Here is a 23,078-nt window from a genome sequence, read left to right on the forward strand (position 1 = left end):
TTCAGCCTACTAACGCTCCAATAATTTGTGTAATCTCTAGCAGGAAGATTTCGATCTACACCGAATATTCCAGTTCATAACAATACAAATGGAGGGCGTCATGAAAAGATTAGTCATCATTACAGTTGGAAAAACACACAGTGGAAAAACTACATTTGCAAGAGCATTAGAAAAAGAGTTACCCCACTCTTTCGTTATGGATCAAGATAATCAAGCTGAATTTATTAACACGCATTACGAAAAATTACAGCCGGCTAAAGGCCCTAATACATTTAAGCACGGTCTTTCAAAATTCATTGTTGATTATGCGAAAGAACATTCAAATTTACACCTTATTATTAGTAACTCCAATCGCAGTAAAAATGGAAGGTTATATTTACTAAACGAATTATTTCCACAGAATGAATATGTACGCATACTCGTTCATTTTGACATTCCAGATGATGTACTTTACGAAAGAGTGGCTCGAAGCACGCGAAGTACGAATATTTTTAGAGGTGGATATTCTAGTTTCAAAGAAGTATTTGATCGACAACAAACTGAATCACTTCACGATGATGTGGTAGATCCTATAGAAAATGAGGCTGATTATTTGTTTGTTATTCGCAATAATAAAGATGTAAGCTTTACTATAGAAGAAATTGTTCATCTAGCTAAAGGTTTATCCCCTACCCCAAATAAGAGATTATAAAAATTACATAATCATAGATTATTATGCAAATCCTTCCTCTAAGCGCCTAACATAGTATATAATAATAAGATAATCTACTTCTATATGCTCATTTTTACACAAAACAGTTCATGCATATGAAAGAAAAGAGGTACAAAAATATGAAAACAAAACAAACAATTGCTGCGTCTACACTAGCTTTAGCAATGATTGCTGGCGCGAACTCTGCTCATGCGGAAGTAAATGATGCTACTCCTCAGCAAAGTACGGGAGATCGACTAGCTGAAATTAAGCAACATAAACAAGAGTTAGATGCAAAATTGCAGCAACACAAAGAAAACGTGGATCAAACATTAAATGAACTTAACAAGGTTAAGGAAAATGTTGATACGAAGGTGAATGAACTACATGAACGTAAACAAGTTGCTGATGAAAAAATTAACGAAGTTAAACAGCATAAACAAGAACTAGATGCAAAACTGCAGCAAGACAAACAAATCGCCGAAGATAAAATCGCTGAAATTAAAGAGCATAAAAAACAAGTAGAAGATAAAGTTGCTGAAGTAAAAGAACATAAGCAAAATATCGATAACAAAGTGAATGAGATTAAAGAACATAAACAAACTGTCGATGAAAAAGTGAATGAAATGAAGCAACATAAAGAGAACATTGATCAAAAGGTTAATGAACTTAAGGAAGTTAAAAAACAAGTAGATGAAAAATTAGCTGAGTTAAAGAAAGCGAAACAAACTGCTGAGGACAAACTCGCTGAACTAAAAGAAAACAAGCCGAATACCGGTAACACGTTAGAGGAACTTAAGAAAATTAAAGGCAATTTAGACAGTCTTTCCGCTAACTTAGAATTAGCTAAACAAGATGTAAAAAACAAACTAGCTGTTTTACAAGAAGCTAGACAAGATTTAATTAATAAAATTAACGAAATTAAACAATCGAAACAAACTGTTTCAGATGATTTATCAAAGAAAAAACAAGACTTAGATATTAAAATCAACGACTTTAAGCATACTGAGAAAAAAATTGACGACAAATTAGCTGAGTTACATACAACGAAGCAAAATGTTGATAACAAGATTAATGAAGTATCACAGCCTAAACAAATGCAAGCAGATAATGGTACTAAAAACAATAACGCTAAAGAACTTCCTAACGCTGGTAGCGAGCAATCAAACAATATGGCTCTAGGAATGCTATCTGTATTAGGCGGTGTTTTATTACTTACTCGTAATAAAATTAAAACGTTATTCTCTAAATAAGTCCATAAAAAAAGGAAAACCGCACATACATGTACGGTTTTCCTTTTTTTATATTAACTGTCCATCTCGAAGCGTCAATATACGATCACATACATCAAGCATTCTTTCATCATGTGTAATCATAATTGCTGCTTTTTGGCTCTCTTTCACTTCGCGTTTCATCATTTCAACAACTTCACGTGCGCGTTTTGAGTCTAAGCTTGCCGTTGGCTCATCCGCTAATATTAAATCTGGGTTGTTCATGAACGCACGAGCGATTGCTACCCTTTGTTTTTCCCCGCCAGATAGTTGATTTGGATAATGATTCTTTCTTTCTCCTAATCCAAATGCCGCTAATAAATGATCTGCACGCTTTTCGGATTCTTGTTTACTTTCTTTTTTTAGCTTTGCAATGTAAAGTAACTGTTCTTTCACATTTAAATATGGAACAAGGTTTGCAAACTGGAAAATGAAGCCGATTTTTTTCAAACGAATGTCTGTCATTTCCTTTTCTGATAACTGTGTAATATTTTGCTCACGAATGTAAATATCCCCTTTTGACGGTGATAATAATGCACCCGCGATTGATAATAACGTACTTTTCCCTGATCCAGAAGGACCGACGATTCCGATAAATTCTCCGGCTTTCACATCAAGCGATATCGGATGAAGGGCTGTTACTTCCGTATTCCCTTCTCCGTACACTTTACTTACTTTGTCTAATTTTAATAATGAAGTCATTACATCCCGCCTCCAATTGCTTCTAATGCATCAACTTTTAATACTTGGTATAACGAAATAAGTGTTCCTAAAATACTAATTACGATAAAGATTGCTGCATATTGCGCAATCATCGGTGTTGTTAATAAGAACGGCATACCTGCTGGTAAAATTTGTTCTAACCCTTGTACAAGAACGATACTGATTACCATCGCAACGACTGATAAGAATAACGCCTGCACGACTAAGCTATTTGCTAAATACGAGTTCTTTGTACCGATTGCTTTTAATACACCTAATTGCTGTGTTTTTTGCAGTGTAATAACGTAGTAGAATACACCGATTAGTAATGCAGCGATAACAAGTAAGAACGCAATGATCATCGTTAATGTTCCTTGTTCTTCTTTAAATCCTGGAATACTTTGTAGCACTTCTTTTTTGTCAATTACGTGTGCATTTTTAATCTCTTTATCTGTGTTAAGTGCAATTGCACTATAATCTTTTTGGTTTGGTTGTGAAATAGCACCCCATACGTCTTCATTTACATAAACGACTGGTGTATGGCTAAACATTTGATCTTTCGTAAATCCAACGATTGTAAATTCTTTCTTTGAAACAGGATCAATAATTGTATCTCCAATATCAATTCCTTTTTCTTTAATTGATTCGTCAGCAACCATCTCGTTGTTTGCTGTACCTAATTTCTCCCCTTTTACAATTTTCGGTTCTAAAAATGAATCCCGTTCACTTGAGAAAATAGCGATATCAACCTTTTTCGAACTATCTTTCTTTTCATATGTTGAAACTTTCACACGAAACGGAACGGCTTCTTTCTCGCCTACTTGATTTACTACGTTATCTACATCGTCTTTCTTAATTTGTGAACGAAGTAATTTATTTTCCGCATCATCTGCTAAAACGAACTTATTTGCCTCCATATTTTGAATCGATGAAGCATTATCATATGATAGTCCATTTGCTAATCCTGAAATAACAAGAACTAAAAATGATAATAACACCATAATCAGTCCGATTAATCCGTATCGTAATTTTGATTGTTTCAATTCACGCAGAGCTAAAAACATTTCGCTCGCTCCTTCCTCTTTCTTTCTATGCACTTATCATAAAAAAGAAATATGAACGGAATATGAACAGAAGATTACAGAGGGGAAGATTTAATTTTCAGAAAGTATTGAAAATAACTAAAATCCTTGATACAATTCAGTCAAATAATCTTGACCGAGTAATTCCATTTAAGGAGTTGATCATTTTGAAGCCCATGTTAACACTCACTACTTATAGCCAACTAAAAGCAATAAGCGATCCACTACGTGTCGAAATGATGATGCGTCTATGCGAACGTCCTTATACAGGACAATTACTATCTGAGAAATTCGGCATTCCAAGGGCGAAAATTCATTATCATTTAAAAGAATTAGAAAAGAATGGTTTTATAGAGATTGTTTATACAGAAGAAAAGAATGGCATCATTCAAAAGTTCTATCAATCTGTCGCTAGAGGCTTCACCCCTGCTGCAGACCTATTACCTCATTTAGAAATGTTAAGCGAATCAGGTCGCCAAATCTTTTTACAAATGGCAGAAACAACGAAAAACCATATTCTCGCTGCTCCTGAAGAAGCTTTTATATTACGAAAAGAAAGCGAAGACCCGGCTGAGTGGAATTACGTTTCATCTTGCTGGGAGTTTGATGCTACGCCGGAACAATTTCAAGTGTGGGTAAAAAAGTTTCATGAATTGATGGCTGAATTAAATGATATCGCAAAAGATGCGGATAAAGATCCAAATAGTAAATCTTATTACATTTCTACTACTGCACTACAAATCGACGAACGAGCAATGCAGCGATTTGTGAAAAAAGAAGAAAAATCGTAATACGATTTTTTTTACACTAACGGTCAAATTTATTTTACCGAATAAATTTATTATAAAGGAGTAGATTAAATGGACATATTGAAAAACCGGAATTTCCTCTTATTATTTTTAGGGAGAATTTTTACAAACATAGGAGATAGTTTGTATTATGTAGCCGCGATGTGGCTCGTATATAAGCTAAGTGGTAATCCTTTTTATTCTGGATTGGCTGGTTTTCTTACATTATTACCCTCTGCACTTCAATTTCTTACTGGTCCATTCGTTGATAGATGGTCCATTAAAAACACCCTCGTCATTACACAAGTTCTGCAATGCATTCTTATTTTAATCATTCCTATTACACACTACTTCGATCTATTAACAGTCCAACTACTACTCATCATTATGCCAATCGTAGCCTTTATCGAACAATTCGCCTATCCCGCACAATCGAAAGCTTTACCACTTCTACTGCATAAAACACAATTATTAAAAGGAAACTCACTCTTCTCATTTGCGTATCAAGGTATTGACTTAATTTGTACGACGATTTCTGGCATATTAGTAGCACTACTTGGCGCCATTACTTTATATGTGATCGACTCTTTCACATTCGCGATTACTGCCCTTTTGTTCTTTTCATTGAAAATGCCAAAGCAAACCGAAACGGGCACATCACTTTCAACAAAACAATATTTCTCAGATTTAAAAGAAGGTTTTTCAATTGTCTTCCGTTCCTTAATGGGCGCATTCTTAATCGGTTCAGTTGTTGCTAATTTCTCAATCGGTATGACGATGGCGATACTCCCTTCTTTCGCTGATTCTTTAGGAGGCGTGAAATCATATGGCTTCTTCTTAGCTGCTATATCAGCAGGTAGTCTCATCGGTGCATTATTCAGTTCATGGGTTGGCAAACGTAATGTTGGCCGCACTTCTATTATTAGCTTTGCGACTGGCGCTATCTTTTGGTTTCTCTCTACGATTGTACCGTTTCAATGGCTGTCTATTTTTTTATTCGGCCTAGCTTGGATCCCAATTGGTGCCACGAACATATTATTTGCGACAATTAGTCAAATTGTAATTCCAAATCAATATATCGGACGCATCAATTCAGTCATGCGAAGTATGGGCACAATTGCTATGCCATTCGGTTCTTTAATTGGCGGATACACCGCAAATGTATTTAGTAGACAACTCATTTTTGCGCTCGCTAGCATCGGGATTTTCTTTATCTCTCTCGTATGGCTGCTTCATCCGAAATTACGGGCTTTGCCGAAAGCTGATGAGATTACAGCGGATACTTTTGGGGTTCGGTTTAAGGAAGAGCGTGGGAAAGGTGCGGCTTTATAGCAAACCAAACATAACCCCGTTCTAAATTGGGGACGGGGTTAAAAATATAGTTATTTCATTTTGGATGTAAAATAATTCACTAAAAATATAACAATAAAGTCGTTTGAATATCTAAATTTTATTCAACAATAGCACCAACTTATAACGGCAGTTAACGCTTTGATGGCCAAGCACCCTGCATTTTCCTTAATTGAATAATTTGTCCTGTATGATAAGCATCATGAAGCATGATATCCAGTAATTTCCCCTCTAGTGAATTTTGCTCAAGCTCTCTTTCGGAAATTGCACTTAATGCCTGTCTTAAATTACACTGAGCATTTTCAGAACGTTCAACGACTTTCTTCCATTCCATATCATCATTAGATTGCTTAGTAAGATAAAATGTGTCATTTCCGTCAAGATTATGTGTCCATTCACGGCCTTCCAAGTTTGCAGCAAGCCTCTCTTTGTAATAAATGAGATGATTAACGTTCTCCCAAATGGTATTCGTTTCCTCACCAGATGGTTTCCACATAGCCTGTTCGGCTGTAAGTCCTTCAATAGCATGTTTAAACGGTGCATACCAACTCTCTTTATCGAATGTTGAATCTAGTACGTTTAATAACACGTCAATTCGTTTCAAAGTAATTTCCTCCCTAAATAGTTACAGTTTCAATAAAATCCTTATAACTATGTAGAAATTCTACATTTCCAAACAAACTTCCTCCTGATTTCACTCCACAAACTCGTCCGAGTATGTAATGAAAATGACTCACATTTTTTCACTTTACACGTATACTAGAAACCAAAAAAAAGAGGCCGTTCCGAAACAGCCTCTTTCTTTCCATCTATTTCGGAAGCTCCACCCGAACGGTCGTTCCTTCCCCCTTCGTACTATACACCGAAACGTTTCCATGATGCAGTTCAACAATCTTCTGCACAATCGACAATCCTAAACCGCTACCTTCTACGTTTCTCGTCCTTGCTGTATCTACTTTGTAAAAACGGTCAAAAATACGATCCATTTCTTCTTTTTCCATACCGATTCCGTTGTCTGATATAGAAATAATGACACTAGACTCTAACTCTTCGACGAAAAACTCAATCGTTCCACCATCGTTTGAAAACTTAATGCTATTCGTGAAAATGTTACTCCAAACTTGATGAAGTAAGTTTTCATCACCTTTTATAGTGATATCTGGCACATTAAATTCAACGGCGATATCTTTTTCCCGCCATTTCCACTCAAGCATAAAAATGACGTCTTTAATTTGCTTCTGCAGATTGAATTCTCTTATTTGTAGAACCTTTTCCTCTTTATCTAATGAAGCGAGCGTAAGTAACTGTTTACATAAACTAGACATTCGCTTACTTTCACCCTCAATAATTTGTAAGTAATGATTTCTTTCTTCCTCACTCATCTTTTCTGTTTGCAACGTCTTTGAAAAACCTTGTATGGAAGAAAGTGGCGACTGAAATTCATGTGAAACGTTCGAAACGAATTCTTGTCTCATTTCATCTAGTTCTTTAATACTCTTCGTCATCTTTTGGAAGCTTGTAGATAACGTTCCTATTTCATCTTTTCGTTTTACATCTAATTCAATTTCATATTCCCCACTCGCAATTTTTTGCGTAGCCTTCGTAAATTTACGGATTGGGCGAACGATGTAACCTGCTGCAATCGCTATAAAAATAATACTTAATAGTACGATAAACCCTAATAATACCGCTAGAAAAATTCTCATCTCGCCGAATTGTTGTTGAACGTCAGGGCGAATGAATAAAGCGTACTGTTTATCACCGTGTTGTACTGGGACACCGACGCTATTAATTAATTCATTATCGAAAAAACCTGTAATAAAGAGGCGCGTTGGATAAGTAGAAACACCATTAAATGTCTCCCCCTGCAATACTTTATGAACGGTATCATCACTTATTGTCGTCTTACGAAACGCATTACCGATACGCTTTCCATTCTTTTGATCATCAACAATGTAAATCTCATACCCTAATTTTGCAATAGAATGCAAATACGTCTCTTGATTTTCTTCACTTTGCTTTTCATATAACGATTTAACTTCTTCCGCATACTTTAAAATCTTTTCACTGTTATATGGTTTTAACTTCACTTGATAATATACGTTCGTTAATAAAAAGCCGATAATACTACTAAGTAGCATAATGCCGACCGTCATAAATACAAATCTAGAATATAGTGATTTCATCTTATTTCAACTCCAACTTATACCCGAGGCCGCGCACTGTTGTAATTTGAAAATCATCCGTTCGTTTTGAGAAACGATCTCGCAGCCTTTTCACATGAACATCAACTGTTCGTTCATCTCCTTCAAAATCCATTCCCCATACTAATTCAATTAGCTCTTCTCTTGAAAATGTTCTTCCAGGATAACTAGCAAGTTGTGATAATAACTCAAATTCCTTTAAAGGAAGCAAAATCGTTTGACCGTTACACTTTACTTCTACACCTTTTCGATCAATTGTCGTTCCGTGCAACGTAATAATATCTGCACTCAGCATTTGATAACGTCGTAATAAAGCTTTCATACGGAAAATCACTTCAGCTGGTTCAAATGGTTTTACGATATAATCGTCCGTACCAGAAATGAATCCTTTTTCTTTATCAACTAACTGATCTTTCGCCGTTAATAAAATAACTGGTATATCATGATACTTCCGGATTTCTTCACATAACGTATAGCCATCAACGAACGGCATCATAATGTCTACGATCGCAAGATGAATATTTTCCTTCTCTAAAACGTCTTGCGCTACCTTTCCATCTTCTGCTTCAAAAACTTTAAACCCCTCTTTTTGTAAATGGTAATGCAACAACTCTCTAATATGCTTATCATCATCAGCTAATAAAATATGTATCATCTTCATTAAACCCTCTCTCGTTCATCCTTCTACATCACTACATTAAGAAACAATTGGATTTTTTGCAAGAAAAAGAAAAAGAATCTATTTTGAAAAAAGATTATTCAAAATAGATTCTTACGTTTTAGTATTAAGATTATTTTAATCAAAAACAATTTCTAAGCCTTCGAAATATCAACAAATCCTTCTCCGAACACATCACGAACATCGTGTATAGCGATGAACGCCGCCGGATCCGTAGTTTGAACAATCCGCTTTAGCTTCACTACTTCTTGCTTATTAATAACAACATAAAGAATTTCCTTCGGAGTTTTCGTGTAATAGCCATGCCCTGAATATACAGTAACCCCTCTCCCCATTAAGGTTGTCACCTTCCCGGCAATTTCATCTGGATTATCAGAAATAATCGTAATAGCCTTCTTCGGATTTAACCCTTCAATTACAAATTCCATCACTTTCGTTGCTACATATAGCATAATAATTGTTATCATCAGTTTTTCTGCACCAATGATGAAATAAGATGAAAATGCAACGATTAAATCGAAGAACAGTAGACCGTAGCTAATGCTCCAGCCTAAATATTTATGTGTCATCCTTGCTAAGATCGTAGTACCTGCAGTTGTTCCGCCAACGCGAATGATAAGACCAATACCACACCCGATAAATATTCCTCCGAAAATGGCATTTACAAGCATTTCATCCGAAGCAATCGTCCAGCCTTCTGTTAAATGAAGAAATAGCGAGTTAGTCACTACAGCGATAATCGTATAAATTGTTGTGATTTTATTTAAAAATTTATAACCGACTATTAACAAAATCGCATTTAAAATTAAGTTAACTAAACCTGGTGACCATTCAAATAAATAGTACGTAATAATCGTGATACCTGTTACCCCACCCTCACCAAACTCGTTCGGGATAACAAATAAATTAACACCTAAAGCAAAAAGAAATGCACCAATAATAATAAAAATAATGTCTGTCGTTCTTTTTTTCATACAGTACCTCACTTCTTATGTAAATATTTATTCTGTCATAAACTCTCACCATTATATCGTGGAATATTCAAATCGAACAGTGGTTTGTTTTTTATTTTAATATAGGATGATAAATCAACTTTATCCTATATCCACTTGTAATTAAGAAAGTAAAATAACTGTATTTATTATGTACTACAACTAAAGTTTTGATTTCACATGCAATTCATGCTAAAAATGAATAGGAACACGTACTCGCATTAACTTCGAGTACAAAACAAATAGGCGAAGCTATAGAATAGGCTTCGCATCAAACGTGTGCTCACAGAGATTTATATTCATAAATCTCTGATTTTTTCACTTATCTTTCTCCATATACTCTTTAATTTTTCGTTCTTCCCATTCTTTTCCGAATATCCCAAATGGAAAAGTTGTTAAACCGTGTATAACGATACCAATCCCCCAACCTCCAAGTGGATATAAAAACCATAATTTACTTGAATCAGAGCTTATATTTATGAAAAAAAGCATTAAGTTAACTAATATATAGACCGTTAAATGAATGTAAAACGCTTTTAAATTCTCCACTCTTTTTTTAGCTCGTAAATAATTCTCATCTCGCTCCATATATAAACACCTCTTTCATTATTGTATTTTTTAACTCGCTCTGATTTAAACATCATATTCTAGTCGGATATCCCTTATTCTCAAAAAATACAAAGCAAAAAAGTATCCAGCAAATGGTCATACACATCACCATTTGCTGGATACTACATGATACATTTGTTATTTACAGGATTTTAATTAAGACCAAATCCATACACCATCATTATTTTCAGCGTTCGTCTTTACTTCATGAACTTTTTCAATATGGTCAACTGTGTTCCAGTTAATAGAACTTCCGCCCCACCCTACATACTTCATATCAATTTTCACTTTCTCACCCGCATTAAATACTTGTCCCTTTGTTAAGAAAACATCAATAATAGCTTTCTTCCCATTTAGCGATGGATACTCAACTACAACATATTTAGTAGCACCGTCTCCCTCATCTTCCATCGTTCCTACTTTTGATACTTCTCCAATTACATAATTAGGTGAGCCATCTTCTTTCATGTGCATACCTAACTTGTTTGTTGTATTTTCAACTGCAGTTGCAACCATATATTCTGTAAAATTACGCATCATAGATCCAGTAGCTTTTACTTCATCTCCTACTTTCACATTTGAAAGTGAATCAATATACACACTAACCGGTTCCTCATATTGCTTAGATTTTACAACAATTACACCGTTATCTACTTCTACTACTCGTCCTTCTAACGTCGAGAAATTCGATTCAATAGAAGCTGCACTCGCTTTTGTTACTTCTAGTCCTGGTAAATTTGTTCCTGATAATGCTGCGATCCCTAAAGCACCTGCTAAAATTAATTTTTTCATACCCATTATGAAACATCTCCATTCACGATGATTTTATTTTTTTGATTGGTATCGACCAACCTGTAATCATTATAGTTACAGGTAGTAAAAATAACAACCGTTTTCCTCATGCAATGTTGCATACTTTGATTTTCAAATATAAATCGGTTATTCCTATATTCAACACTAAGACTGAATTCTTGAATCCCAGCAGGTAAACGGATTGATGATGAAGAAACTAATGTCATACATCATGTTTTTCAATGATACAGTTTGTATAATCGTAGTCCATTACATTATGTAGGAGCGGAGTTAACATGTTAAAAAAACAAAGAGATTACAGCCAGGAGATACCGTGGCGACAGTAAATCCTTCGTGGGGAGGAGCAGGTGATTCTGAAATAAGATAACGATATGACAGGACTCAAATAAATAAAAACACTCCTATAAGATATGACTGTGAATTGGTACTTTTCAAATGATATGAAGATTACTTATCTAATGATAAAGGGGGATTTACGTGTATGGACGTAACATTTACAGTAAGTAAATGGGATGAAAAACTAATTGATGATACTAGAAAAGATTTCCCTATTAATATTGCCCATGTTGAATATGATATTGATGGAGAATTAAAAGGAAAAGCTTTTGTTGAATACTTATTATATTATCTAGACTCAAATATAAATGATGGTCACTTGGCTACGGCTAAAATTTCTGGATTTTTACACTTTGAAGGAATTTATAAGGGGCAACAAGGGACATTCACAGCTATAGAGCAAGGAATATTTGATAAAGGAAATTTAGATTCCCCAGGAACAATTATTAAAGCTACCGGTAACTTAGAAAATCTGAGAGGGTCCTATAATTATCAGTTTACAGGTCAAACTAGTAAACTAATTTTAGAATTTGAACGTTAGCAAAATACCTTATAATTTAGTGGAAAGGACATTTCTTGTAATACTAGGAATGTCCTTTTTGTCAACGAGCTTATTCAAGTTAAAAATGAACAGAGTATATTATCAATATACAGCAATGCATATCATTTTCGTTATGGTGGAATTAAAAACCTAAGCCCGAGTGACATGGCCCCCACCTATTCATTACTTTTCCTACTAACTAAAGAATAATCCCAGAAAAACTCCCCTTCATAACTTCCTTTTCAAGTTGATTCCTACATATAAACATCGCAGTAATATTTGTACGATTTTTTTCATCGGGTTCAAATTGTTCAATGGTTAAGTCACAACGAATTGTGTCACCACTAAACACAGGACGTAAAAATTCAAAATCCATCTTGCGAGCTAGTACGTTATAATCACCGCCAATTTTTGTAGGTAGTGTTGATGTTAAAAGCCCTTGTACAACAAATCTCCCCTGCTCATCTGGTGTAACATGATGAACACCTTCATCTTTCGATACTTCCGTAAATAACGCAACATCTTCTTTTGTAAACGTTCGTTCAAAGGTGATTTTTTCGCCTACTTGTAATTTCATCCCATGCCCCTCCTCAAAAACTCTTTTAAAATAAGAAAAACCGAAACTCAAATCATTTCGGTTTTTCAAAACTATAGAAGTCAATATTTACTTTAAAGAATGAACAAACAACCCACTACGCAGTTTCGGTTCAAACCACGTTGATTTCGGCGGCATGACTTCTCCGGCATCTGCGATTGCTAATAAATCTTCCATAGATGTCGGATATAATGCGAATGCTGCTTTGTATTCGCCGCTGTTCACAAGGCGTTCTAGTTCTTCTAATCCGCGGATTCCTCCGACAAAATCGATACGTGAATCAGAACGCGGATCATGTATTTCAAGTACTTGGCTTAATAAATGATCTTGCAGGATAGATACATCTAAACCTCTAACAAGATCATTCGCATCAAATGTTTCTTCTTTCACAGTAAGCTTATACCACTTCTCATTTACATACATTCCAAATGTTTTTGGTTCATTTGGTTTATACGGAGAAACAGGTGCTTCTTCTACATAGAAGTATTGCTTGATTTGTTTTAAAAACTGTTCTTCTGATAAACCGTTTAAATCTTTCACAACTCGGTTATAGTCCCAAATCGATAATTCATCATGAGGGAATAGAACCGATAAGAAGAAATTAAATTCCTCTTCTTCTGTGTAATTTGGATATTGTTCTCTTCTCATAAGTCCTACTTTTGCAGCTGATGCAGAACGGTGATGCCCATCTGCAATATAAAGATTAGGAATATCTTCAAATGCGTTTACTAAAGTCGTAATTACATCTTCATCTGCAATCTTCCACGCAACATGCTTAACACCGTCTTCTGCTGTAAATGTATAAATTGGCGCATGCTCTTCTTTCCAGCTTCTAATTAAATGCTTTACTTCATCTTTTGTACGGTAAGTTAAAAATATCGGACCTGTATTTGCGTCACACACATCTACGTGGCGAATACGATCTAGTTCTTTTTCATGACGTGTTCTTTCATGTTTTTTAATTGTATCATCTTCATACTCATCAATAGATGTACAAACGACAAGGCCTGACTGCGTTCTTCCTTGCATCGTCAGTTCATAAATATATAGCGCTGGCTCTTCATCTTGTATGAACACTTCTTCTCGTATAAATTGCTTTAAATTGTCGCCCGCTTTTTCATACACGCGATCATCATACGGTGACAATTCAGGATCTAAATCAATTTCTGCTTTATCAACATGCAAGAAAGAATATGGATTCCCTTTTACAACTTCCCTTGCCTCTTCACTATTTAATACGTCATACGGTAAAGCTGCCACTTGTGCCGCTTTTTCCTCTACTGGACGAATGGCCCGAAACGGTCGTATTTTTGCCACATTCCTCTCTCCTTTACACAATCATTCGAACGGCTACAACACCTGTAATTTTGCTTATATTTTCTACAATATTCTCTTTTATTATATCATCAATTCCGTTATCGATATCAATCATTGTGTATGCCCAAGAATGTTTACTACGATTAATCATATCAGCAATATTAATATGATGTTCCGCTAAGCATCCTGTAATTTGCCCTACCATATTCGGGACGTTTTGATGCATAATTGTAATTCGTTTCTTTCCGATATACGGCAATTCTACGTTTGGATAATTTACTGAGTTACGAATATTTCCTGTCTCTAAATATTCACGTAATTGACGCGCCGCCATTACTGCACAATTTTCTTCCGATTCAGACGTTGATGCACCAAGGTGAGGCGTCGCTGTTACATTTTTCATCTTTATTACATTCTCATTCGGGAAATCCGTTACGTAATGTGTAATAATATCTTCTTCTAATGCTTTTTGAAGAACCTTTTCATCTACAAGTTCTCCTCTAGAGAAATTAAATAGACGCATCCCTCTTTTCATCTTCTCTACAGCGTGTTCCCCAATGATCCCCTTCGTTTGATTCGTAAGAGGAATATGCAGTGTAATATAATCACACGTTGCAAAAATTTCATCAAGACTAAATGCTCTTTGCACATGTGTAGAAAGACGCCAAGCTGTTTCAACTGAAATATAAGGATCATATCCGATAACATCCATGCCTAACGCTAACGCATCGTTCGCAACTAAAGCACCGATTGCGCCAAGTCCGATAACACCTAGACGTTTCCCTGCAATTTCTGATCCAACAAATTGTTTTTTTCCTGATTCAACAAGCTGTGGTACTTCTTCACCCTCTAAGTTTTTCGTCCAACTTACACCATTAATAATGTTGCGTGAAGACATAATAAGACTGGCAATAATGAGTTCCTTTACTGCATTAGCATTTGCCCCCGGCGTGTTAAATACTACAATTCCTTTTTCTGTACATCGCTCGACAGGAATATTATTTACACCAGCGCCAGCTCTTGCAATCGCCTTTAAGTCTTTTGAAAACTCTTCTTGATGTAAAGAGTAGCTACGAAGCAAAATTCCATCTGGATGATTGATTCTATCTCCTACTTCATAACGTTCTTCAGTAAAAACTTGCAAACCTTTTTCTGCAATTTGATTTAACGTTTGAACACGAAACATATCCCCATCTCCCTATCTATTCTCAAGCTCAAATTCCTTCATATAATCTACTAATCGTTTTACGCCGTGTGCTGGCATCGCATTGTAAATACTGGCACGCATACCGCCAACTGAGCGATGTCCTTTTAACGTAACAAGGCCGCGTTCCTTCGCTTTTTGTAAAAACTCATTGTTAAGTTCTTCTGACGGTGTTGTAAATGGAATGTTCATAAGTGATCGATACGCAGGATCAACTGGTGAAGTAAACAATTTAGATTCATCTAAAAAATGATAAATAAGTGAAGATTTCATTCTATTTTGTTCTTCAATCGCAGATACTCCGCCTTGCTCTTTCAACCACTCTAGTACAAGTTTTGTTACGTAAATACTAAAGGATGGCGGTGTATTATATAAGGAGTTATTTTTACTGTAAGTTTCATAATTTAACATTGTCGGACAAGAGCGATCTGCTCCCCCAATTAAATCTCTTTTTATAATAGCAATCGTTAAGCCCGCAGGTCCTAAATTCTTTTGCGCCCCCGCGTATATAAGACCAAACTTCGAAACATCATATTGTTCTGACAAAATATTTGAAGACATATCCGCAACGAGCGGCACTCTTTCTATATGTGGAATATCCACATATTTTGTCCCCTCAATTGTATTATTCGTTGTAATATGTACATAATCTAGTTTTTCATCGCTTAGTAAACCGTCCAGTTTAGGAATCGTAGTAAACTTCTCTTGCTCGGAAGAAGCAATTACTTGTACTTCCCCAACTTTTTCGGCTTCTTGCAGTGCCTTTTTAGACCATGAGCCAGTTAGTACGTATCCAGCTTTTTTATACGTATTCATTAAGTTCAGTGGTATCATAGAAAATTGTAATGACGCACCGCCTTGTAAAAATAAAACTTCATACTCATCAGGGATGCTCATTAATTCACGAAGTAAGTTACTCGCTTCCTCTATAATACTTTGAAAATAAGAAGATCGATGACTCATTTCCATAATAGACATGCCTGTCCCGTTATAATTTACAAGCTCCTTTTGCACTTTCTCTAAAACTGGCAAAGGGAGTATTGATGGTCCTGCTGAAAAATTATAGACTCTCTCCATTACCCTCATAACCTCCCTATTTCTCATTTTTATTAATTTTTAAACTTTCTGAATTATAACCCAAAATATAATACGTGGTCAATTTGTTTTCTATTATTACGGCGCAAGACGCAATGGAATCGCTTGCATGTGCAAACTATTTTTATAAACATACAAAAAAGTGTTAAGTACATAATCGTACTTAACACTCTAGTAATAAAGTATAATTGCTAATTGTCCGTGAAGAACCGATCAAAAATTTGATAAATAGCAGAAAGACCAATGAGCCAATAAATAGTGTCCACAAGCGCCGGCATAGAACCAAACCATTTCTCAACTACATTGTAATCTAACGCTACAAACAACCAATTCAAACCGCCGAGAATCACCAAAATTACTGTAAGGTAAGACAAAAATTTCATTATGATTGCCCCCTAGGTGATAAGATGGTGAAAGGCCTTTCACTAGAAATATATGTAGTAAACTTCAAAACTTACCTATTTTATAAAAATTATTTTCGGTACCAGCCGTTAATAACTGCCTCCGCTTCTTTACTATGTATTTGATACGGATGTGTACTATCATTAGAGCCAATAAACCAAATTGAAAAACCTTTAAAATATGGTTTCGGTTCTAATACATCGCGGTAAGCACGCCATCCATTTAATTGTACATCTTTCGAAAACACATTAGAAACATCTGGATTCCACGGATTTTGCAGTCCAAGTTCACGCGCTGGAACGTTAAATCCACCAAAATAAACGGGCTTTCCTGTTGCATTATGTAATTGTTCCAATTGCTGAACAACATTTTGTCCACGGTTATATACTGTCGTCGCAAATAAACCTTGCTTCACTTCTTCATATGACGGATTCCTTTTTCCAGAAACTTCAAACCAACTATCGATACTAACAATATCTACCTTCTTTAAATACGGACGGTTTATTTTCTCTATAAACTTCGCTTCATAAGAAGGATCCCAGCTTGCTGTTAACCACCAGTTCATTTGATACAAAACATTTCCTTTATACTGATTACGAACAAAATCAATTGTATCGCTCCAGTATCCTTCTGCATACTCCATATTCACGAAATTAGAAGCAATCTTTAGTCCATACACATTGTATTTACTTGTAATGGAATTAAAAATATCTTGCAGAATAACCGTCTTCCAATTCCAGAAGAAATCATTAATGTTACTTGGGTTCCATTCTGTCTCTCCAACATTCCCCTGCTGAATATATGGGAACGGTTCCACTATAACTTGAATATTACGCTTTAATAATTCTTGAATTAAAATAATAGCTTGTTGCTTTTGCGCTTGATTAATTACCATATTAGTAGAAGTCACATTTGGGATATCTACTTGAATCGGTACATTTACTGTATTTAAATTTAAGCGCTCCACATCCGCTAATACTTTCGCTACATTTCCAACTTCCCATACTGTTACGTTTCCTGATTTGATTTTTCCAGATTGAACAGTATTTACATCTGCCTGTACATTTCCTTGAAAACAAAAAGAAAACAACATAATAAACACTCCTAAAAAACTTATTAAACTCTTATTTTTCTTCACAACTTTCCCCCTATAATTTTTTCCTTTCTTGATTATTTTATACAACGTTTCACATTTATTCCAGAAAAAAATGAAGTGCCGTTCAACTATATTCATATAAATCTTCTAAAAATAGTAGGAAAAATAAAAAAGGAGCAGATTTCCGCTCCTTTTTATCCTTTTACGATTGAAATTATTGAATCCCTTCTGGTAACTTAATTGAATCAAACTTTTCATATGAATCAATCTTTATACTCACAACTGCATCCAATTTTTCCTTATCTGTACTAGCTTTTTTATCTGAGTTACTTTCACTCACTTTTATAGTTGTTCGCATCTCTTCAAATTTATAATCTTTTGTTATTATATATTCAATATTAAACGCATCCATATTAAATCCTTCCGTTAATTTTTTCATATCTCCATTAATTTTTTGTAACGTATCTACCGCTTCTTTTCCCTTTAAATCAAGTGTAAGTTTATATGTGTCTCCATCTTTCTTTGCTTTCATTTTCTTAGCCAAAGCTTCCGGTAAATCTAACTCATTAAGTAAATTTTTACTGACCATTACATCATTTACATTAAATTGATCATTAGGTATCGTAACTAACTCTCCTGTATCAGGGTTTTTCACTTGAGCAGCGACCTTTCCATCTACTTCATACGTTACAATATCTGTACCACTTATTTTCATTTCAGCTCTAGAATTCTTCAGTTTCGGCTCCATTTGTATTTTCATTTTAATTTCTTCTGATTGGCCGCTCCCCTTCATTGACATAAGAGATGTCAATGTAAGATATTCCTCTTGTTTTAATCCGTCAGCTGCTTTTTTAAAAATATCTTTCGCTACTAACTCTTTTTCTTTTTTTACAGATACTGTTTTAGGTCCACTTGTTTTTTCACTGCTACAACCAGTTGTTAAACCTACTATTAGCGCCAAACTAGATATTACAACCATTTTCTTCATACTGATTCTCCCCATTTCCCACTTAAAAATATTTTCATCCCATGTATAGTAAATCAACTGAAATAAATATATATACAATAATTATTTAACCTCTAAACGAAACCAGTTATTCAATCCGTATACTAATGTAACTAAAGCTCCTATCATACCAAAAACAACAATATTTATACCAATTGACGAACCAAATAAAACAGCCATCATTGACACCATCAGTAATAGCATAGCAATACTATTTATCTTAATTTCTACTACATCGCCATCCTTTACTTTCTTTTCTTTACTTCCAAAAAAGAATTGTTTTACTTTAATATTCGCTTCATCTAATTCAAAAGGAAGCGTATATTCTTCGTTATTCTCAAGTTTCATTACTACTTCGTTATCTACCTTTACAGCAACTCTTGCTGCTCCTCCCATTACCCCTGTTGCTCTTATTACTTTAATACTCATGCTAAATCTCCTCTCCCCCTATGACTTCTCCATGTCATTCATTTTTGTAATTCTTCTCTTATGAAATCCTTGAATGTAAAACAAAAAATGTATTTGTATGACATCGAAATCTTTTACGCTATACACCCATTTCTCGTTAAACAAAATATTCCAACAGAAATTATAACAAGTTCCTGCAAATTTTTTTGTCAAATTTTGTCGCGTTTACAAAAAAAGAGACTCTTACATATAGTAAAAGTCTTTTCTATCATTACCGTGGCTGTAACGTTAACATTTTCCCTTCTATTCCCGCTGTATTCAGTGTAGTCGTATGATAAATCATCTATTTGATCATGATACCAATCCCTTCTAAAAGGATAAAAATCCTCTTCCCCCTAATTCGCTTCTATTATGAAAGAACCTTTTGAAACATTGAAAAACCCCCTTCATTTTCCTACCAATGAAGGGGGTTTTTCTTATCGTTCGCTACGCCAACTTTCATTATGCCCAAGATTTGAATCTGTCGCTACTTGCACATCATATAACATTTCACTAAAGAAGCGTTTATCTACTTCTTTTGGTACAATGCGTCTTTCATCATCAATCTCATCGTATTCATATGAACCACGATTCACTGTACCTGCTTTATAAAATTGAATGTCAAATACACATACATCTTCTTCATCTTCATAACCAATCGGCGCTCCGCTAAATGACAATTGCACGCCTAATCCGGTACGAGTATCTTCTTTGTAAAATGTATAATACACACCGCCATCTTGAACAGACCCACGGATCCATCCAAGCTTCGTCATCTTACCGAATAACGAACGACCATTTAGTAAAATACCGCCAAATCTCTCAATAGCACTCTCATCATTCTCTTCTACTACAAACACTGGACGCTCAATTTGTAGGAACGGCTGAACAATTCCCGCACTTTCTAATTGCTCTTTCCATAATTCCTTCTCCGCCCCAGACAATTCTAACGGATGAACGAAACCAATAACAGTGCCAGATGAAAGTTCATAACTCTTCCCGTCAATTGTACAGAACACGCCACCTTCTGCATAACGGAATGCCTTCAGCAACTTCCCTTCCTTATACTCACCCCAAATGAGTGAAATAGAAAATTGCTTCATAATTGGATTATCCATAAATACAGACTTCCATGCATTATGTGACCAATAACGCTTTAATGAAAGTGCCGTTTCCAATCGTTGTTTTTGCATGGAAAGAGTATTTCGGAGTTCCTTCTTTAAAGAGGCTAATTCTTTTTTAGCCTCTTCATCCTTTTCTACATCATCTTTTGCATTCGGCTTTGGAAGTGACTTCATACGTTTTCCTTCTTCTGTCTCTAATTCAATTTTTGACTCTGTAGTTAAAATGGCAGTAAAACTTCGATTCCCGAAATCAATTATTTTTTCACCATGTATAGTAAAGCCAAGGTCCGGCACCAATTGATCTTCCAGCTCTTCCTCTGTTATACCACGTGTTTTCGCAGCAAGACTTAGCGCTTCTTTTGCTGCATTACGTACTTGCTTATGTTTATATTTAAATGCTATTGCATGAATAGACATAAGTGCAAGCTTAGATGAAGACAAACCTAAAGCACGAACGGCATCCGCTGCTATCTTTCCTCTCATTTGAAGCACCCATTCATCAATTTGCTTTATAAGTATGTCGACCATTTTGTCGTCACTATACATTCCGTATAGCGAAAGAATTCCACGTTTCTTCACATCTGCGTCTTGAGAAATCCATATTTGATATATTGTTTGCACATATTCTTTTAAGTCCTCTTCATTTAAAGCTCTACCAATTACTTCTGCTGTTTCTTTCTTCTCAATAACAGCATCTGAAATATACTGTTGTAAATAGGCTAACGGAATTGCAGCATCAGCAATTTCATCAGAGTCACGTAAACGGATTTGTGGCTCATCCCCAATCAATTGCAGAAGTGAATTTCTTGTTTGTTCAGTTAAAATACGTGCACATAGTTCTTCTATCTTTTCTTCCTCCGTTTGAAATAAAAACGAGAATTTTCCTGCGAAAGATTCATTTTTACTTTCTTGCAAAGCTTCCTGTACAAGTTTCGTATATTTTTCAAGCTTATACTCTATAAGTATTTTCATCACATTTTCACGAACAATTTTCTTTTTATTATGAAGTTCAACTGCTACATCTGCTGCAGCTTCTACATCTTTTGAAAGCAGTTTAACTACAGACTCACGCATTTTTTTAGATGAATCTCCTAAGCTTTTAATTAAAATTGGACGCATTTTAATCATGTTATCCTTTGCTAACTCTTCTAAAATATATGCTTTGGCCACAGCAGAATACTCATCAAATCGTTCAATGATGTACGCTTGTTCTTTTACAATTACACAAACAAGCGCTTCCTTCGCCTTATTTCGCTCTTCACTGTAGCATGCAGCTTCTTCAACTGCATAAGCGATAAGCTTTTCCTTACTTAATCCATACGAAAGCAGATCTTCTAATACTTGTTTCGGTTCTACTCCTCTGACAGAACATTCGTAAAGAAGTTCGTATAAATTAACACTATCTTCATCTCCAAACTGTAGTGTAAGTACAGCTTCCCTCTTCGCTATATCATCTATATCCCAAAGAAGCGCAACCTCTAACACCGGCATACCCCAATACATACTTCTATATTTCGGATTTTTAAGTATTTGCTCCATATCCTCAAGTGACAATTTCCCTAGTAAATAATCACGATATGTATCCCGCACTGTAGACAATTTTATTTGCAAAGCAGCAACAAAAAATTCTTCTCGCATTTTCCCTATATTTAGCTCATATCCTTTTTCAGCTAACGTGCGTGCGATGATGAGATAATTCATTTTACTTACATATTGCAAAGTACGTTGAATAAATTCAGGATCTTCCTCCAACATAAAGCATAGCAATTCATATTCATACGTCTTACAAAAATCCTCACTATTTAAATCATGTTGCCTTAGACGATGCGCAAAAAATCTTTCCTTAGAAATCCAAAACTGTGTACAAAAACTTTGAATTTCTTCATATGTTTCTCTATTTACACTACCAGTTTTTTTGTAGTTTTGAGACTGACCGAGAGTGTGACACATATAACGTGTTGCATAGTTTATAAAACCCCAAACATTTTTCTTCGCCAATATTTCAATATATCGCCTCGCAACATTCGAATATTTATGAACACAAAATAATAGCCGCCAAATATGTTCCGGTAAATTCCCACCTATAAATACTTCACTATCATCTTTACCTTTTAAATACCGTTTAACTGCTTCAACCTTTTCCTTTTCCCCTAGCAGTTTCAATATAAATTCTGTATGTTCTTCTAACCTCTCATTCAATAAAGAACTATATGTACGAAACTTTTCATAATCTACATCAAACATTACAAGAAGTAATGTTACTTGCTGGTTAGTTGGTAAAGTATGTAATTGTCCCTCTATATAGTTCGGATTCTCTCTTGTTAACTCTCTAAGAAAAACATCTGCTTCATTCACATAACTTGAAATACTGGATAAATATTTACATGCGATTGCTACAAGTTTGTCCAAAGGAAGTGCACTTTTTTCTAAATAAATCTTCATTTTAGAAAAACTGACATGCGCAAAACGGACTACAAGAACATTTAATAATTGCTCCTCGAGTATATGGTAAAATAATCGAAAAAAATCCGGATCTTGTTTATGCACTTTCCTAAAATCGTTTATAAATCGCTCCGCAAAATCGCTTCTTTTTTGATCACGAATTGTCGTTAGTTGAATATCTTTTAAAATCTCTTCTTCTTTTGTCTGTAAATATCGTTGTGATAATTGTTTCTGTTCTTCTGTCATATTAATATATTGAAACAACTCAGATGTACTAGTAGTCAAACTTTGT

At 35.0% G+C, this 23,078-nt stretch carries 22 protein-coding genes; 5 read left to right on the forward strand and 17 right to left on the reverse strand.

Features of this window, described 5'->3' with window-relative positions:
- The first annotated feature begins 100 nt into the window (after positions 1 to 100).
- Positions 101 to 691 (forward strand): ATP-binding protein, encoded by a 591-nt coding sequence (locus N2V80_RS15985; protein ID WP_000826988.1) that lies wholly within the window; start codon positions 101 to 103, stop codon positions 689 to 691.
- 140 nt (positions 692 to 831) lie between these two features.
- Entirely contained in the window at positions 832 to 1,944 is a 1,113-nt protein-coding gene (locus N2V80_RS15990; RefSeq protein ID WP_061654913.1) for an LPXTG cell wall anchor domain-containing protein, read from the forward strand.
- Positions 1,945 to 1,992: 48 nt separating this feature from the next.
- Here the strand turns inward: N2V80_RS15990 and N2V80_RS15995 are convergent, their stop codons facing one another.
- On the reverse strand, positions 1,993 to 2,664 hold the full coding sequence (locus tag N2V80_RS15995) for an ABC transporter ATP-binding protein (protein WP_000202597.1): 672 nt from the start codon (positions 2,662 to 2,664) through the stop codon (positions 1,993 to 1,995).
- Positions 2,664 to 3,728: an ABC transporter permease gene (locus tag N2V80_RS16000; RefSeq protein WP_061654914.1), complete on the reverse strand. Its 1,065-nt coding sequence runs from the start codon at positions 3,726 to 3,728 to the stop codon at positions 2,664 to 2,666. Before N2V80_RS16000 ends, N2V80_RS15995 begins: the two co-directional genes overlap by 1 nt.
- A 185-nt stretch (positions 3,729 to 3,913) precedes the next feature.
- Between N2V80_RS16000 and N2V80_RS16005 the strand changes: the two genes are divergently transcribed.
- Positions 3,914 to 4,537 carry an ArsR/SmtB family transcription factor gene (locus N2V80_RS16005; RefSeq protein WP_000803871.1) on the forward strand — a complete coding sequence of 208 codons (624 nt, stop codon included), beginning with the start codon at positions 3,914 to 3,916 and terminating at the stop codon, positions 4,535 to 4,537.
- Between the two features lie 69 nt (positions 4,538 to 4,606).
- Entirely contained in the window at positions 4,607 to 5,866 is a 1,260-nt protein-coding gene (locus tag N2V80_RS16010) for an MFS transporter (RefSeq protein WP_061654915.1), read from the forward strand.
- 151 nt (positions 5,867 to 6,017) lie between these two features.
- Here the strand turns inward: N2V80_RS16010 and N2V80_RS16015 are convergent, their stop codons facing one another.
- The 6 genes from N2V80_RS16015 to N2V80_RS16040 form a co-directional block, all read right to left on the reverse strand.
- Positions 6,018 to 6,488, reverse strand: a complete 471-nt coding sequence (locus N2V80_RS16015; protein ID WP_000821015.1) for a DinB family protein — start codon at positions 6,486 to 6,488, stop codon at positions 6,018 to 6,020.
- Positions 6,489 to 6,693: 205 nt separating this feature from the next.
- Entirely contained in the window at positions 6,694 to 8,070 is a 1,377-nt protein-coding gene (locus N2V80_RS16020; protein ID WP_000839528.1) for a sensor histidine kinase, read from the reverse strand.
- Between the two features lies 1 nt (position 8,071).
- Positions 8,072 to 8,749, reverse strand: coding sequence for a response regulator transcription factor (locus tag N2V80_RS16025; protein WP_000781961.1), 678 nt, complete (start codon positions 8,747 to 8,749; stop codon positions 8,072 to 8,074).
- 152 nt (positions 8,750 to 8,901) lie between these two features.
- Positions 8,902 to 9,741 carry a YitT family protein gene (locus tag N2V80_RS16030; protein WP_000747492.1) on the reverse strand — a complete coding sequence of 280 codons (840 nt, stop codon included), beginning with the start codon at positions 9,739 to 9,741 and terminating at the stop codon, positions 8,902 to 8,904.
- 336 nt (positions 9,742 to 10,077) lie between these two features.
- Positions 10,078 to 10,347: a 2TM domain-containing protein gene (locus tag N2V80_RS16035; RefSeq protein ID WP_000438994.1), complete on the reverse strand. Its 270-nt coding sequence runs from the start codon at positions 10,345 to 10,347 to the stop codon at positions 10,078 to 10,080.
- A gap of 177 nt (positions 10,348 to 10,524) precedes the next feature.
- Positions 10,525 to 11,166, reverse strand: coding sequence for an ATP F0F1 synthase subunit alpha (locus tag N2V80_RS16040; protein WP_061654916.1), 642 nt, complete (start codon positions 11,164 to 11,166; stop codon positions 10,525 to 10,527).
- Between the two features lie 496 nt (positions 11,167 to 11,662).
- Between N2V80_RS16040 and N2V80_RS16045 the strand changes: the two genes are divergently transcribed.
- Positions 11,663 to 12,058 carry a DUF3224 domain-containing protein gene (locus tag N2V80_RS16045; protein WP_000383503.1) on the forward strand — a complete coding sequence of 132 codons (396 nt, stop codon included), beginning with the start codon at positions 11,663 to 11,665 and terminating at the stop codon, positions 12,056 to 12,058.
- Positions 12,059 to 12,257: 199 nt separating this feature from the next.
- On the opposite strand, the gene N2V80_RS16050 is transcribed toward N2V80_RS16045, so the two are convergent.
- From N2V80_RS16050 to N2V80_RS16090, 9 genes are all read right to left on the reverse strand, one after another.
- Positions 12,258 to 12,635, reverse strand: coding sequence for a hypothetical protein (locus N2V80_RS16050; RefSeq protein WP_000776359.1), 378 nt, complete (start codon positions 12,633 to 12,635; stop codon positions 12,258 to 12,260).
- An 87-nt stretch (positions 12,636 to 12,722) separates the two neighbouring features.
- Complete coding sequence (locus N2V80_RS16055; RefSeq protein ID WP_061654917.1) at positions 12,723 to 13,970, reverse strand: DUF1015 domain-containing protein; 1,248 nt, start codon at positions 13,968 to 13,970, stop codon at positions 12,723 to 12,725.
- A gap of 13 nt (positions 13,971 to 13,983) precedes the next feature.
- Positions 13,984 to 15,156, reverse strand: coding sequence for a 3-phosphoglycerate dehydrogenase family protein (locus N2V80_RS16060; protein WP_000490228.1), 1,173 nt, complete (start codon positions 15,154 to 15,156; stop codon positions 13,984 to 13,986).
- A 12-nt stretch (positions 15,157 to 15,168) separates the two neighbouring features.
- Positions 15,169 to 16,251 (reverse strand): 3-phosphoserine/phosphohydroxythreonine transaminase, encoded by a 1,083-nt coding sequence (gene serC, locus N2V80_RS16065; protein ID WP_000442941.1) that lies wholly within the window; start codon positions 16,249 to 16,251, stop codon positions 15,169 to 15,171.
- Positions 16,252 to 16,460: 209 nt separating this feature from the next.
- Positions 16,461 to 16,652 carry a DUF378 domain-containing protein gene (locus tag N2V80_RS16070; protein WP_000670803.1) on the reverse strand — a complete coding sequence of 64 codons (192 nt, stop codon included), beginning with the start codon at positions 16,650 to 16,652 and terminating at the stop codon, positions 16,461 to 16,463.
- Between the two features lie 89 nt (positions 16,653 to 16,741).
- Complete coding sequence (locus tag N2V80_RS16075; protein WP_000739763.1) at positions 16,742 to 17,809, reverse strand: glycoside hydrolase family 113; 1,068 nt, start codon at positions 17,807 to 17,809, stop codon at positions 16,742 to 16,744.
- A 172-nt stretch (positions 17,810 to 17,981) separates the two neighbouring features.
- Positions 17,982 to 18,755, reverse strand: a complete 774-nt coding sequence (locus tag N2V80_RS16080; protein WP_000738989.1) for a DUF6612 family protein — start codon at positions 18,753 to 18,755, stop codon at positions 17,982 to 17,984.
- A gap of 81 nt (positions 18,756 to 18,836) precedes the next feature.
- Complete coding sequence (locus N2V80_RS16085) at positions 18,837 to 19,202, reverse strand: hypothetical protein (protein ID WP_000025025.1); 366 nt, start codon at positions 19,200 to 19,202, stop codon at positions 18,837 to 18,839.
- Positions 19,203 to 19,657: 455 nt separating this feature from the next.
- Positions 19,658 to 23,071: a DUF4132 domain-containing protein gene (locus N2V80_RS16090; RefSeq protein ID WP_061654918.1), complete on the reverse strand. Its 3,414-nt coding sequence runs from the start codon at positions 23,069 to 23,071 to the stop codon at positions 19,658 to 19,660.
- Between the last annotated feature and the right edge of the window lie 7 nt (positions 23,072 to 23,078).

Origin of the sequence: Bacillus sp. FSL W8-0640 (genome assembly GCF_038007725.1) — a bacterium.
GTDB classification, from domain to species: Bacteria; Bacillota; Bacilli; order Bacillales; family Bacillaceae_G; genus Bacillus_A; species Bacillus_A cereus.